Origin of the sequence: Lentzea xinjiangensis (assembly GCF_900110955.1) — a bacterium.
GTDB lineage: Bacteria > Actinomycetota > Actinomycetes > Mycobacteriales > Pseudonocardiaceae > Lentzea > Lentzea xinjiangensis.
The window spans coordinates 140993-156396 of record NZ_FOFR01000008.1 but is presented as its reverse complement, the minus strand read 5'-3'; the positions used below and the strand labels follow the sequence as shown (position 1 = coordinate 156396).

At 72.7% G+C, this 15404-nt stretch carries 4 protein-coding genes; all 4 read right to left on the bottom strand.

What is annotated here, in order from left to right:
• Nucleotides 1–11 precede the first annotated feature (11 nt).
• The 4 genes from BMW88_RS19135 to BMW88_RS19120 are packed head-to-tail and all read right to left on the bottom strand — an operon-like array spanning nt 12 to nt 15385.
• On the bottom strand, nt 12–1007 hold the full coding sequence (locus BMW88_RS19135; RefSeq protein WP_089952422.1) for an alpha/beta hydrolase-fold protein: 996 nt from the start codon (nt 1005–1007) through the stop codon (nt 12–14).
• Nucleotides 1004–2695, bottom strand: a complete 1692-nt coding sequence (locus BMW88_RS19130) for an ABC transporter ATP-binding protein (RefSeq protein WP_218148128.1) — start codon at nt 2693–2695, stop codon at nt 1004–1006. The genes BMW88_RS19135 and BMW88_RS19130 overlap by 4 nt, the downstream gene beginning before the upstream one ends.
• On the bottom strand, nt 2682–13541 hold the full coding sequence (locus BMW88_RS19125; protein ID WP_218148127.1) for a non-ribosomal peptide synthetase: 10860 nt from the start codon (nt 13539–13541) through the stop codon (nt 2682–2684). The genes BMW88_RS19130 and BMW88_RS19125 overlap by 14 nt, the downstream gene beginning before the upstream one ends.
• Nucleotides 13542–13570: 29 nt before the next feature.
• A complete protein-coding gene (locus BMW88_RS19120) occupies nt 13571–15385 on the bottom strand; it encodes an ABC transporter ATP-binding protein (protein WP_089952421.1) in 1815 nt (604 codons plus the stop codon).
• Nucleotides 15386–15404: the final 19 nt, after the last annotated feature.

The window sequence follows — 15404 nt, the reverse complement described above, 5'->3', positions numbered from 1 at the left end:
GAGGAAGCGTCTCAGAGGTCGGAGAGCAACCACGCGACATCGCGCAGCAACGCGTGCCGCCAGCCCACGCGGTCGTGCCCGGCCGGGGAGCGGTTCACCCGCACGGTCGCGCCCGCCGCCGCCGTCAGCTCCTCCACGACCTCGCAATGCCGGTGCATCCGCGGCTCGTGCTCGCCGGCGTCGAACGCGACGCGCAGGCCGGACAGGTCCGGCTGATCGCGCAGCCGTGCCGCGATGTCGCCACCGGCCGGACCGTCGAGCGAGAGTCCGTGCTCGGGCAGATCCCCGGCGTACCAGAAGGAACCGGACTGGCAGGCGACCCGCGACACCAGGCGGGGGAAGTCCAGCGCGGCCCGGAACGCGCTGAGCCCGCCGAGGCTCTGCCCCGCGACCACGAACCGGGCGGGGTCCACCGCGACGCCGTTCGAGTCGAGCAACGGCAGCAGCTCGTCCCGGATCGCCTGCCACAGCGCGGAAGAGCCGTACTCGGTGTCGCGATCACGAGGCGTGGGCACGAAAACGAGCGTGGCGGCGGGCATCTCACCGTTCTTCACCGCCGAGTCGAAGGCGGTGACCGCGGGATGCGCGTACATCCAGTCGTCGCCGTCGAGCAGCAGCACGACCGGCTCGCCGCCCTGGTGCACCCGAACCGTCTTGCGCCCCAACGCCCCGGTCCACCGGATGCGCAGCGACGGCACGTCCGGCACCTCGTCCGGGCCGACGACCGGCCAGTGCGGCTGCGGCCCGAGGTCCGGCGTGGCGAAGATCGAGCGGTTCGGGCCCGCCCCCTCGGGGTTGGCCGGGTCGGCGTGCTCCTCGCCGTCGAAGAAGTGGTACGTCACGCGCAACCGGGGCGGCATCTCCACCTCGGCGCACCAGAAGTCGTCCTGTGCCCGCAGCTCGACCGGTTCCAGCACGCTCTCGAACCGCACCGACGCGGGGCCGCCGCGCCAGTGGAACGTCGTCCGGTACCCGTCGCCGGAGGGAACCGCGATCGGGCCGGTCATCGCGCCACCGCCAGCTGGTAGCCGGAGTCGCGGCCGAGCAGGTCGCGGTGCGTGCCCTCGGAGGTGACCCGGCCGTCGTCGAGCACGATCACGCGATCGGCCACGTCGAGCAACGCCGGGCTGCTGGTGATCACGACGGTGGTGCGGCCACGGCGCAGCGCCGTGATGTTGTGCGCGATGAGCTGTTCGGTCACCGCGTCCACCGCCGTGGTCGGGTCGTGCAGCACCAGGATCTCGGCGTCGGCGGCCAGCGCGCGAGCCAGCGACAGCCGTTGCCGCTGGCCGCCGGAGAGGTTCGCGCCCCGGTCGCGCACGGCGTAGTCGAGGCCCTCGGAGTGCAGGGCGACGACATCGGTCAGCATCGCGGCCTTCACCGCTTCCTCCACCAGGGTGCTGGAACCGGACGGGTCGACGTTCTCCCGCAACGTGCCCGCGAACACCTCGTGGTGCGACGGGTTGACCAGCAGGCAACGCCGCAGGGCCTCGATCGCCAGCGAGGCGACCTCCTGCCCGCCCACGCGCACGACGCCCTCGTACGACGCCGGCGGCACCTCGACCGACAGCAGCGCCGCCAGCTCGGCCGCGGCCTGCGGCTGGTACGCCGCGATGGCCACGAACTCGCCGGGCCGCACCGAGAACGTCAGGTCCCGCAACGATCCGTGCGTGACCCCCGAGACCTCGAGGCCGCTGCCCGGTGCCGGTTCCCCGGCACCGGGCTCCATCACCGGGGGCGCGGCCAGGACCAACGCCATCCGCTCTGCGGAAGCCCTGGCGATCATCACGTACTTCGGCATCTCGGAGAACATCTTCAGCGGCTCGATGAGGAACTGGGCCAGGCCGACCACCATCACGAGCTGGCCGATGGAGATCTGGCCCTGGAACGTCAGCAGGCCAGCCCACAGCGTCACCGCCGCCGCGAGCAACGAGTTCAGCGCGAGCGCCGTGCCCGCGTAGACGCCGTTGACCCGTGCCACGACGATCGACTGCTTCTTCGCCTCCGTGCTCACCCGCCGGTACGCCTGGAACGCCGCGTAGCTGCCGCCGAAGCCGTGCAACGGCCGCAGCCCGGCGATCAGGTCGGACACCTTCGCACCGGCCCGCGCGACCTTCGCCTGCTGCACCTGCGTGTTCGCGCCGATCCGGCGGGACATCACGCTGAGCACGCTCAGGATCGCCACCGTGCCGGCGAACACCAGCACACCGAGCGGCACGCTGATCACCGCCAGCACGACGCCGGTGATGACCACCGACACCAGCGAGCTGATCAGCAGCGGCACCACCTCGATGATGTCCGCGGTCTGGTCGGCGTCCTCGGTGGCGATGGTGAGCACCTCGCCGGACTTGAGGTCGACCTCGCGCGCGACCGGCTGCAGGCCGCGGTCGGCGACCGCGACCCGCCACCGGTGCGCCTCCGTCGTGTTCGCCTTCTGCAGGATCCGCATGCCGAAGCGCCACGAGTACGACACCGTCGCCATGACGAGGCCCAGCGCCAGCAGCGCGAGACCCAGCGAGCTGAGCCTGCCACCGCGCAGGGCGTACTCGACGATCACGCCGAGCAGGATCGGCACGGCGGTCTCGGCGGCCTGGTAGGACCCCATCAGCAGGGTCCCGGACGTCATGGCGCCGAGGTTGCGGCGCAGGGCGGTTCGCAGGATCTCCCTGCCGGAGCGGACTTCAGTGTTCGTCAACGTGGCGCGCAATCGCTTCGGGGGTGGAGAGGGACAGCAGGTCGCGGATCGTGACCACGGGACCGAACTCGCGGCGGAGCAGGCCGACCAACCGCACCGCGAGCATGGAGTGCCCGCCCAGGTCGGTGAACCCGCTCGTCATGCCCACCTCGTCCTCGTCGAGGTCGAGCGCCTCCGCGAACATCTCCCGGACGACGACCTCGGTCTCGGTCAGCTCCCGGTCGGCGACCTCGCCCACCAGGGTGCCGAGCGGACGGGCCGCGGGCAAGGCCGCGGTGTCGGCCTTGCCGTTGACCGTGAGCGGGATCGCGTCGACGGCGGCGTAGTGCGTGGGGCGCAGGTAGTCCGGCAGGCCGGCGCCGACCTCGGCCGCGACCGACGGGATGTCGGCGCCGTCGCGGAGGACGAGGTAGGCGGCGAGCCGGTGCGCGCCGTCGACCTGGGGGTCGGCCTGCGCGACGGCCGCGACGAACCGCACGTCCGGGTGCGCGGCGAACCGCGCCTCGACCTCGCCCAGCTCCACGCGGTGCCCGCGGATCTTGACCTGCTTGTCGGTGCGGCCCAGGTAGAGCAGGTTGCCGTCGGGACGGCGGATCACCAGGTCGCCCGTCCGGTACATCCGCTCGCCGGGCACCCACGGGCACGCCACGAACCGCTCGGCGGACTGCCCCGGCTGGCCGAGGTACCCGCGCGCGATGCCGACACCCGACACGTAGAGCTCGCCCGCCACCCCGTCCGGCACGTGCCGCAGCCACGGGTCGAGCACGTAGACGTCGGTGTTGTCGATCGCCACGCCGACCACCGGGTCCACGCAGTCGAACGTGCCGACGCCCAGCGTGTTGATCGTGTACTCCGTCGGGCCGTAGAGGTTGTAGCCGATCGTGCCGGGGGTGTCGGCCAGTAGCTGCCACAGCGCCGGCGTCACCGCCTCGCCGCCCAGCAGCACCAGCGCCGGCTTGTGCTCGCCGCCCAGCAACCCCTCGGCCACGAGCTGCTGCGCGTAGGTCGGCGTCACGTTGATGACGTCGACCTCGTGCTCCAGGCAGTACTCGACCAGCCCGGTCGCGTCGCGGCGCAGCTCCTCGTCGCAGATGTGCACCTCGTGGCCGTCGGCGAGCCAGAGCAGCTCCTCCCACGACATGTCGAAGGCGAACGACACGGTGTGCGCGATCCGGAACGTCCGGTGCCCGTGCTCGGCCAGCACCGGCTCGAAGATCCGCCGCTGGTGGTTGACCAGCATGTTGGTGAGGCCCGCGTACTCGGTCACCACGCCCTTGGGCTTGCCGGTCGAACCGGAGGTGTAGATGGTGTAGGCCGCGTGCCTGAGCCGGTCCGGGTCGTCCGGCGCGAACGTGGTCACCGGCTCGGCGTCGGGCCACGGCTCGTCGAGCGCGAACAGCTCGCCGGAGATCCGGGGCGCGACGGCGCTGGTCGTGATGGTCAGCGACGGCCGGGCGTCCGCGATGATCGCGGCGATCCGCTCGTCCGGGTGGTCGAGCTCCAGCGGCACGTACGCCGCGCCGCAGCGCAGGATCCCGAACAGCGCGACGACCCAGTCCAGCGAGCGCGGCACCGCGATGGCGACCGACGTCTCCACGCCGATGCCCTTGCCGGACAGCACACCCGCCAGGTGCCGGCTCCGGTCGCGCAGTTGCGCGAACGTCATCGTGTCGCCGTGCGCGACCAACGCGATCCGGTCGGGGTTGCGATCGGCCGCGACGTCGAAGAGGTCCACGACGGTCCGGTCGCCGAAGTCGTTGGCGGGGTTGAGCTCCGGCCGCGGGCCGGTGCCGCGCAGCGCGCCGAGAGGTCCCTGCGCCGTCGACAGGTCGTCGAGCAGCCGCAGGTAGTTCTCGAAGAGCCGTTCGGCCAGCGCCGGGTCGGTGACCTCCGGCCGGTACTCCAGCTTGACCGTGAGCTGCCTGCCCGGCGTCACGACCCAGGTGAACGGGTAGTGCGTCGAGTCCTCCGACTCGTGGCCGACGATCCCGTTCGCCGCGTTGAACTCGTCGAACGTGTCGTCGCCGAGGAAGTTCTGCAGCACGAACAGGTTGTCGAAGAGCTGGTCGTGGCCGCTCGCGCGCTGGATCTCGCCGAGCCCGAGGTGCTCGTGCTCCATCGCGTCGACCCGGGAGGCCTGCACGGCCGCCAGGAACGCCGCGGCGGTGTCGTGGGGCCGTGCCGAGACCCTCATCGGCACGGTGTTGAGCAGCACGCCGACGATGTTCTCGGTGCCCGCCTCCTCGCGCCCGGAGACCGTGATGCCGAAGACCGCGTCCCCGCGGCCGGTCTCGCTGCCCAGCAGCAGCCCGAGCGCGCCGGTGACGACCGAGTTCAGCGTCACCCCGTGCCTGCCGGCCGCCTCGCGGACGCGGGCGGAGGCCTCCTCGGACAGCGTCCGCACGATCTTGGTCGGCAGCGCGTCCGAGGCGGACCCGTCACCGAGCAGCGTCGGGCCGGGCAGGTCCGCGAGGTAGCGCGCCCAGAACCGGCGCGCGGCCTCGGTGTCCTTCGCCGCGAGCGCACGGGTGTAGCTCTCGAAGCTCGGCGTGGCGGGGGAGGAGTCGAGCGGCTCGCCCGCCACGACCGCCCGGTACGCGTCGAACAGGTCGCGCAGCACGATCTCGCGCGACCAGCCGTCCCACAGCAGCAGGTGGTAGCTGAACAGCAGCGAGTCCCGGCCGTCGGGCAGCCGCAGCACGGTGAGCCGCACCAGCGGGGGCCGCTGGAGGTCGAACCCGGTGGCCCGGTCCTCGGTCCGCAGCGCCTCCACGGCCTCCTGGTTCAGCACGTCCACCGTGCGGACCTCGACCTCGCCGCCCGGTGTGAGCACCTGGACCGGCGTGCCGTCCTCGTCGGTGAAACCGGCGCCGACGACCGGGTGCCGGGCGATGACGTGCGCCATGGCCGCGGCGAGCGCCGCGGTGTCGAGCCGCCGGTCGAACGTGAAGCAGCTCTGCGCCACGTAGTGCCCGGCCGTGCTCAGCGCGGCCTGGAAGTACAGGCCGCGCTGCAACGGCGAGACCGGCGCGGTGCGGCGCGCGGTCACCGAGGCGTCCGCGATCCGTTCCAGCGCGAGCAGCCAGCGGGCCGCGATCTCGTCGGACACGTCCTCGCTCAGCGCGAACGTCGCGCGCAGGCTGCCGGTCGTGGTGTCGAGCCAGCAGTTGACCTCGACCGCGTACGGGCTCGGCCGGTGCCCCGCGTCGACGTGCAGCGCCTGCGCCTCACTGCCCCGCCCGAGGTAGTTGAACAGCACCTGCGGCTTCGGCAGCGCGGCCAGCACGGGCGCGGTCTGCGGGTTGAGGTAGCGCAGCTGGCCGTAGCCGACGTGGGTGCGCTCGTCGGGCTGGCGCCTCGTCAGCTCCCGGGCCGCCTCGACCGGATCGGTGTGCGGGCCGAGCTTCACCGGCGCGATCGAGGTGAACCAGCCGACCGTGCGCGTGTAGTCGTGGTGTTCGAGCACCGGCACGCGGCCGTGCCGTTCGAGCTCCACCACCAGGTCCGTCGGCGTGCCCTGGATCTCGGTGAGCGCCGTGCGCAGGGCTCCGCACAGCAGCTCCGTCAGACCGATGCCGAGCGCCGTCGGCGCGGTGTGCACGACGCGGCCGGTGATGCCGGCCGAGAGGTTCACGGTGACCTCGCGCTGGTCGCCGACCCGCGGGGTGAGCGACGGGGTGTCGAGCACCTCGATCCAGTGGCGCAGGTCGCCGCCGGACTGGGCGTCGAGGGCGAGGGCGCTGGTGTAGGCGCCGAACGGCGTCGTGGCCGGTGCGAGGTCTTCGCCGCGCATGGCCGCGGCCATGTCGTCGAGCAGGATGAGCCAGGAGACGGCGTCCACGGCCAAGTGGTGCACCACGGCGACGAGGGTGCGGCTGTGTTCGAGCCAGGTGAACGCCGCCATGACCCCGGCCTCGGGGTCCAGGCGGTGCGCGGCCTCCTCGGCGGCCCGCTGGGGGTCGCCGGTCGAGGCGACGGCGACCGCACCGGCTCGCGGACCGCCGGACCCCGTCGGGAGGACGGGGGCCTGGTCGCCCTCGGGGGCCTGCCGGTCGGGGTCGATCGCGAACGACCACACGCCGTGCGTGACCGTCAGCCGCATCCGCAGGGCGGCGTGCGCCTTCACCACCGCGGCCGCGGCGCGCTCGGCCGCGGCCAGGCTGCCGCACCCGAGCTGCCGCGCCTGGGCGAACCGCTGCACCTCGCCGCCCAGCTCCCGCTGCCGCAGCACGATCGGCGTCGGCACCACGGGGCCGTCCGAAGCCTCGGCCGCGACCGGGGCCGCCGCCGGCGCGACCGCGAACTTCGCCGCCAGCGCCCTGGGGGTCTTGTGCAGGAACAGGTCGCGCGGCGCGATCCGCACGCCCAGGGCGCGGGCGCGGTTGACCACCCCGATCGCGATGATGCTGTCCCCGCCGGCCACGAAGAAGTCGGTGTCGGCGTCCACAGTGGACCCCGGAAGCGCGTCGGCGAAGACGCGGACCAGGGAGTCGAGCGCCGGGGAGCCACCCGCCGCGGCGACCGGCGCGTCCTCCGCGCGGGCGCGCTCCTCCAGCGCCTTGCGGTCGAGCTTGCCGTTGACCGTCAGCGGCAGCGCGTCGAGCGGGAGCACCCGCTGCGGGACCATGTGCGCGGGCAGCTTCGCGCCGAGGACGGCCGGGATGTCGGCGGTGGGCGTGCCCACGACGTGCGCGACCAGGTGGTCGGCGGTGTCCGCCACCGTGACCGCCACGTCGACGACACCGGAGATCGAGCGGACCGCCGACTCGACCTCGCCCAGCTCGATCCGGAAACCCTTGAGCTGCACCTGGTCGTCGGCCCGGCCGACGAACTCGAGCGAGCCGTCCAGCGCGCGGCGGGCGAGGTCGCCCGAGTTGTACATGCGCGAGCCGTCCCCGGCGAACGGGTCCGCCACGAAGCGGCCGCAGGTGAGGCCCGGCCGGTCGTGGTAGCCCAGGGCGAGCTGCGCGCCCGCCACGTAGATCGCGCCGATTTGGCCCGGTGCGACCGGGCGCAGCGAGTCGTCCAGCAGGTACGTGCGCAGGCCGGGGATCGGGCCGCCGATCGGGCTGACCTCGCGGCCGGAGGCGAAGTCCAGCTCGTCCAGCACGCGGTGCGTCACGTGGACCGTGGTCTCGGTGATGCCGTACATGTTCACGAGCTCCGGCCGGTCCGTGCCGTACCGCTCGACCCAGCCGCGCAGCCGCGAGAGCTCCAGCGCCTCGCCGCCGAAGATGACGCGGCGCAACGCGGGCAGCGGCTCGCTCAGCCGGTCGGCCTCGATGAACTGGTAGAACGCCGACGGCGTCTGGTTGAGCACGGTGACACCGCGCGTCCGGACGAGCTCGTGGAAGTCGACCGGCGACCGGGTCAGGCCGTGGTCGGGGACGAGCAGTTCGCCGCCGTGCGCGAGAGCGCCCCACAGCTCCCAGACCGCGAAGTCGAATGAGTAGGAGTGGAACTGCGTCCACACGTCGTCCGGCCCGAAGTCCATGTCCGGCTGCGTGTTCGCGAGCAGCGACACGACGCTGGCGTGCGGCACGACGACACCCTTGGGCTTGCCGGTCGACCCGGACGTGTAGATCACGTACGCCGGGTTGCGCCAGTCGAACGCCGGGAGCTCGGCGTCGCCCGCGACCTCCTCGCCGCACACCAGCACCCGTGCGGGCACGCCGGCCGCGGCCAGCAGGCGTTCGAAGCGCTCGCGGTGCTCCCGCTCGACCAGCACCACCTCGGGCGCGGAGTCGGCGAGCACGTACTCCAGCCGCTCGTCGGGGTAGGCGAGGTCCAGCGGCACGTAGGCGCCGCCGGCCGAGACGATCGCGACCAGCGCGACGACCTGCTGCAACGACCGCGGAACGGCGACCGCGACCCGCGTGCGCGGCCCGGCGCCGGCGTTGACGAGGGTGCGCGCCAGGCGGTTCTTGGCGTCGGCCAGCATCCCGTACGTCAGGCTCTCGGAGCTGCCGTCGAGGTGGCACATCGTCACGGCCCGCGCCGACGGGTCGCGCCGCGCGGCGGCGTCGAACAGCTCCGCCAGCGTGACCGGTTCGACCTCGGCCGCCGCCCGCGCGGACGTCAGCTCCGGAGTGGGAATGCTTTCCCCGTGCAGCAAGGAGTCGAGCGTGTCGATGAACGCCCGCAGGATCGTGCGGGCCCCTTCCTCGCGCACGACCGTCGTGTCGTGGATGAGGTTGAACCGCAGCGCGCCATCGCCGCCGCGTTCGACCACCAGCGTCAGCGGGTAGTGCGGCGCGCCCTCGTTCACGACCTCGGTGATCGTGAACGGTCCCCGCAACGACGTCACGTCGGTGGCGACGTCGAACACCACCAGCGTGTCGAACGCCGATCCGTGCGCGGCCTGGCGACCGATGCGGGTCAGCGAGACGTGCTGGTGCGGCAGCACGGCGGTCTGGTGCTCGCGCACCGATGCCAGCAGTTCGCGCGCGGAGGTCGAACCAGACCACTTGGCGCGCACCGGGATCGTGTTGATGAACAGCCCGACCATCTCGGCGATGCCGGGCACGTCGGCGTCACGCCCGGACACCGTCGACCCGAACACGACGTCCCGGCGACCCAGGAGCGCGCCCAGCGTCACGCCCCACGCGCTGTGCACGGCGACGCTCAGCGGCACGCCGGCCGCGCGCGTCGCCTCCTCCAGTCCGGCCGCCGCGTCGATCACGACGTCGGCGAACAGCTCGGACGGCGGGTGCCCCTCCGCCACGAGCGACGGGCCCGGCAGCTCGGCCAGCTCCGCGGCCCAGACGCGGTCGCTCTCCTGGGCGTCACCGGTCACGAGCCAGCGCACGTAGTCCGCGTACGAGCCCCGGACGTGCACCGAACCCGGCGCCTCGTACTCGGCCAGCAGCGCGCGCAGCATCGGCGGCACCGACCAGCCGTCCGCGATGATGTGGTGCACGGTCTGCACGAGCACGTACTCCTGCTGCGCCAGGCGGATCAGCGTGTAGCGCATCAGCGGACCGCGGGCGAGGTCGAACCCGGCGGCGCGGTCCTGTTCCGCGTAGGCCCTGACCTCCTCGTCGGTCATGCCCTGACCGTCCACTGTGGAGAACTCGGGCCGGACCCCGGACTCCAGCACCGAGACGACCCGTCCGTCGGCCAGCGAGACGAACCGCGCGGCGAGGTTCGGGAACAGCTCCAGCACGCGGGTCGCGGCGGCTTCGAGCCTGCGGGCGTCGACGGTCCCGGTCAGCGTCAGCAGTTGCTGCTCGACGTAGCGGTGGGCCGACTCGTCGTCGAAGACCGAGTGGAAGTACAGGCCCTCCTGCAACGGCGTCAGCGGCAGGACGTCGCGCAGGGCCGGGCCGTCGACGGCGTCGACGTCGGCCTGGCTGAGCGGCAGCAGGGCGAAGTCGCTGGGGGAGTGCCCGCCTTCGCCCAGGGCGGCGAGTCCCTCCAGCGCGGCGACGAAGTACTCGCCGATCTTCGCGGTGTCGGCGTCGGTGAAGACGCCCGACGGCCACGAGATGACGGTGACCAGCTCCAGCTCGCCGTCGGCGCCGGGTTCGGCGGAGGCGTTGAACTCCAGCGCGCGCGGCAGCCGCATGGCCGGGTCGCGCTTCTCCCCGAGCTGGCCCGCGTTCTCCGCGAGCTGCCAGTCCCCGGTGGCGCCACCGCCGAACCGGCCGAGGTAGTTGAACAGCACCTGCGGCCGTGGAGTGTCGAACCGCTCCTGGCCCAGGTACTTCAGCGCGCCGTAGGAGACACCGCCGCTCGGCACCCGCGCGAGGTCTTCCTTCACCCGCTTCAACGCCGCGGCCAGGTCGTCGGTGCCGCCCGGATCGACGGTCACCGGGAACAGCGTGGTGAACCAGCCGACCGTGCGCGACAGGTCCGGGTCGAGCGGCACGAACCGGCCCTCGCGGCCGTGACCCTCCAGCTCGACGTGGGCGAACGTCTGGTCCTGGCCGTTGTCGCGCCGCCACTTCGCCAGCGCGACCGCGAGCCCGGTCAGCAGCACGTCGTTGACCTTGGCGTGGAACAGCGCGGGCACGTCGCCGAGCAGCGCCGCCGTCGCCCGGGAGCCGACGGTGACGGTGCGGACCTGTTCGTTCGCGACCACGTCCTCGTCGGTCAGCTCGCGCCGGCCGAGAAGCTGGTCCACACCGGGCAGCGCCCGCTGGTAGTACGAGCGGTCCGCCGCGAAGTCGGCCTGCTCCAGCAACTGGGTCCAGCGCCGGAACGACGTGCCGACGGGACGCAGCTCGACGGCCGCACCGGAGGAAACCTGCTCCCACGCCAGGGCGAGGTCGTCGAACAGGATGCGCCACGAGACGCCGTCGACCACCACGTGGTGGATGACGACGACGAGCTGTCGCGCCCGCGGGCGCCACACCGCCCGCAGCATGATGCCGGCGTCCGGGTTCAGCCCCTCGGTGGCCGCCGTGACGCACTCCTCCAGCGGCGCGTCGCTCTCCTCCCACAGCGCACGCCCCTCGGGGAGGACGTCGAACGACCACCGCTCGCCCCTGACCAGCTTGGCGCGCAACATGTCGTGCCGCTCGACGAGCGCGTCGAGGATCCGGGTGAGCGCCTCCGCGGTCAGGTCGGCGGGGGTGTTGAGCACGACCGACTGCACGAACCCGTCGATCGCGTCCGTGGTCTCGCCGAGCCACTGCACGATCGGCAGGCCCGCCACCGGTCCGGTGGGGACGTCGTCGTGGTCGACCGCCGCGCCGCCGTCCCGGGAGGCGACGGCGGCCAGCGCCCGCGGCGTGCGGTTGACGAAGATCTGGGTGGCCGTGACGAAGACGCCCTGGGCCCGCAGCGCGGACAGCAGCGAGATGGCGAGGATGCTGTCGCCGCCCAGCTCGAAGAAGTCCTGGTCGGCGCCCACCTGCTCGACCCGCAGCACCGACGCGACCGCCGCGCAGATCACGGCCTCGTCGCCGGTGGCGGCGGCGGTGACCGGCCCGGTCTCCACCACGGGCTCCGGCAGGGCGCGGCGGTCGAGCTTCCCGTTGGGGGTCAACGGGAACTCACTCATCACGACGATGTGCGCCGGCACCATGTACTCGACCAGGTGCTCGGTGGCCCACCGCTTCACGGCGTCCGCGGTCAGGTCGTCCACCGCCGGGACCACGTACCCGACGAGGTAGTTGCCGCCCGCGGAGTTCTTCCGCACCACGACGCAGGTGTGGCGGACCTGGGGGTGCTCGGCGAGCGCGACCTCGACGTCCTCGAGTTCGAGCCGCATGCCGCGGATCTTGACCTGGTTGTCGACGCGGCCGAGGAAGTCGAGCGAACCGTCCGGCGCGAACCGCGCCAGGTCACCGGTGCGGTACAGCCGCGAGCCGTCGGAGGCGAACGGGTTCGCGACGAACCGCGACGCCGTCAGGCCCGGCGCGTTCACGTACCCGCGGCCCAGCAGGAACCCCCCGATGTACAGCTCGCCGCCGACGCCGGCGGGGCACGGCCGCAGCCGGTCGTCGAGCACGTAGAGGTCGGTGTTGGGGTTGGCCTTGCCGATCGACGTCGACAGCCGCTCCGCCTCGCCGCGGTAGATCACGTGCGAGACGCCGATCGTGGCCTCCGCCGGGCCGTACCCGTGGTACATGGGGATGTCGAGCTGCGTGCGGAACCGGTCGTAGAGCTCGGGGGTCAGCACCTCGCCGCCGCACCACACGTGCCGCAGGCTCGCCAGCTCGCCGTCGCCGGCGATGTTCAGCAGCACGTCGAGCATCGACGACACCAGGTACACGAACGTCACGCGGTGGCGGGCGATCGTGTGCAGCAGGTGGTGCGGGTCGCGCTCGCCGCCGGACCGCACGACGACGGTCCGCCCGCCGCACACCAGCGGCAGGAAGATCTCGTTGACGGAGATGTCGAACGACAGCGGCGCCTTGAACAGCGACGCGTCGTCGGGTCCGAAGTGGAGGATCTGGTGCACCTGCCACAGCAGGCGTTCGCTGATCGCCTCGTGCCGGATCATCGCGCCCTTGGGGCGGCCGGTCGAGCCGGACGTGAACATCACGTACGCGAGCTGCGCGCCGGGGATCGTGACATCGGTGGGATCGGCGGAGTGGCCGGAGAAGCCCCAGTCGTCGAGGTCGACGGCAACCGCCTCGGGCTCGTTCTCCCCACCGGTGCCGAGGAGCAGGGCCACCCTGGCGTCGGTGATCACGGACTCGCGGCGCGACGCCGGCCACTGCGGGTCGAGCGGCACGAACGCGGCACCGGCCTGCAGCACGGCGAGCAGCCCCACCACCATCTCGGCCGAGCGCGGCAGCGAGATGGCGACGACCTGTTCCGCGGTCAGCCCGCGGTCGAGCAGGTGGCGGGCGAGCTGGTTGGACCGGGCGAGCACCTCGCCGTAGGTGAAGGCGCGCTCGCCGTCGTTGATCGCGACGGCGTCCGGGCGCTGCCGGGCCTGCTCGCGGAACAGCTCGACGATGCTCGGCCGGTCACGCGGGTGCTCGTTGTCGTTCCACCGGGCCAGTTGCGCGAGCCGCTCGTCGAGCGTCTGGGACGTCATGGTGCCGATGGCGCGGTTCGGGAACTCGGCCAGGTCGTCGAGCGCCCGCTGCGCCTCGGCGGGGTCGACGCCGCCGGGGAGCGGGATGGCCCAGCCGTCGGGCCGTTCGGCGACGTCCCACCGCTGGCCCTTGTCGGCCCAGACCAGCAGATCGCCGAACTGGGTCGCGGGTGTGAGGTCCAGCCCGTCGACCTCCAGCGAGGGATCGGCCCAGCGGGCCAGCGCCACGGCACTCGCGACGGCGACGGTCCGCTGCGGGTACTCACCGGCAAGCCGCCGAACAGAGGCGATCCGGTCGGTGGAAAGAAGTACGTCACGGTCGGCCATCTGTTCCATCGACGACTCAGCCATCCCTTCACGATCGGTGAAGGTAGCCTAACCTAAGTATTTGCGGATCCGAATCGCCAAGCGGCCCAAAGTGCCGCGTAACGCCCGTCACGCGCGACGAGTTCTTCGTGCGTGCCCTGTTCCACCACGCGACCGGCGTCGAGCACGGCGATGCGGTCCGCGGCCATGGCCTGGGTCAGGCGGTGCGCGACCAGGAGCGTGGTGCGGCCGCGGCAGGCCGCGAGCGCCGCTCGTTCCAGCGCGGCGGCGCCCTGGCTGCCCGCCTCGGCCGTCGACTCGTCGAGCACGACGACCGGGGAACGCCCGAGCACCAGCCTGGCCAGCGCGATCTGGGCGATCTTGGTCACGTCGAGGCGTTCGCCGCCCTCGCCGACGTCCGTCCGCAGTCCTTGGGGCAGCGCGCGAACCCACGCCTCGGCGCCCACCGTGCGCAACGCGTCCATCAGCTCGTCGTCCGTCGCGTCCGGGGCGGCCAGGCGGAGGTCCTCCGCGAGCGGCCCGGCGAAGACGTGGGCCTCCTGGGTCAGGATGCTGACCAGCGCGCGGGCACCGGCCTCGTCGACGTCGGCGAGGTTCGTCGGTCCGATGTGGACGGATCCGGTCAGCGGTGTGCCGGTGCCGGCGACCAGTGCCGCGAGCGTGGTCTTGCCCGCACCCGTGGCGCCGACCAGTGCGAGCGAGCTGCCGGCCGGGATCTCCAGGTCGACGTCCCGCAGCACGTCGTGCTCGGAGTCGGGGTAGCGGAAGGAAAGCCCGCGCACCGACACCGGGAGCGGACGTGCGTCGGCGTCGGCGGCGACCGCGCTGCGCACGAGCTCGTCGCCGTCGGACTCCGCGAGCACGCCGACCAGCCGCGTCAGCCCGGCGCCGGACTTCTGCGCCTCGTCGAAGAACGCCATGATCAGCCCGAGCGGCACGAACAGCTTGTGGAACAGCAGTGCCGCGACCGAGACCTGGCCCAGCGAGGACTCGCCGCCGGTCACCAGGAGGTAGCCGACGACGATGATCAGTCCGAGGCCGATGAACTCGGCGCGGTTCTCCCGTCCGATGAACCGGCCGAAGAACCGGAAGACGTCGATGCCGATGTCGCGCACCCGCCACGACTCGGCGGTCACCTTGTCCCGGAACGCTTTTTCCAGGCCGTAGGCGCGCACGGTCGCGATGCCGTCCAGGCCGCTGATCAACGCCTGGGCGCGGTCGGCCTGCGCCTCGGACCGGGCCCGGTACAGCGGTGCGGACCGGGGCAGGTACCAGCGCAGCGCGAGCGCGTAGGCGGGCAGCGCGCAGGCGCCCGCGAGACCGAGCCGCCAGTCGAGGCCGAACATGCCCGCGGTGGCGATCACGACCAGCACGGCGGCGGAGAAGATCGTCGGGATCGCCGTGCGGAAGCCCTTGGAGATGACGGCGACGTCGTCACCGACCCGCGACAGCACGTCGCCGCGGCCGACCTGCTCGATGCGCGCGCTCGGCATCCCGAGCACCGCGCGGACCGCGCCCTCGCGCAGCCGCGCCAGCATCTCGGCGCCGACGCGGCCGACGAAGTACGTCGACACCGCGGTCATGACCGCGCCCGCGAGAGCGGCCACGACCGTGGCGATGCCGATCGTCCAGAGGATGGCGGGCTCCCGCCCCCCGACGACTCCGTCCACCACGGTGCCCAGCAGGAACACCGGGACGATCTGCAGCACCGCCCCGGCCACCGTCGCCACCGCGGTGGCGATCGGCAGGCCGGGAGCGGAGCGGCAGTGGCCGAGCACCCAGCGGAGGGCCTCCCGTCCGGACGCGGTGCGCAGGATCGACGCGGTGCCAGGGGGCGTGGCGGACTCCGCGGAGACGCTCGTGGTCACGAGGGGAGACCTTTCGCAG

Excerpts from the sequence above, each read along its gene's own strand:
- BMW88_RS19135 (WP_089952422.1), bottom strand. The coding sequence starts at position 1,007 with ATGACCGGCCCGATCGCGGTTCCCTCCGGCGACGGGTACCGGACGACG.
- BMW88_RS19125 (WP_218148127.1), bottom strand. The coding sequence starts at position 13,541 with ATGGCTGAGTCGTCGATGGAACAGATGGCCGACCGTGACGTACTTCTT.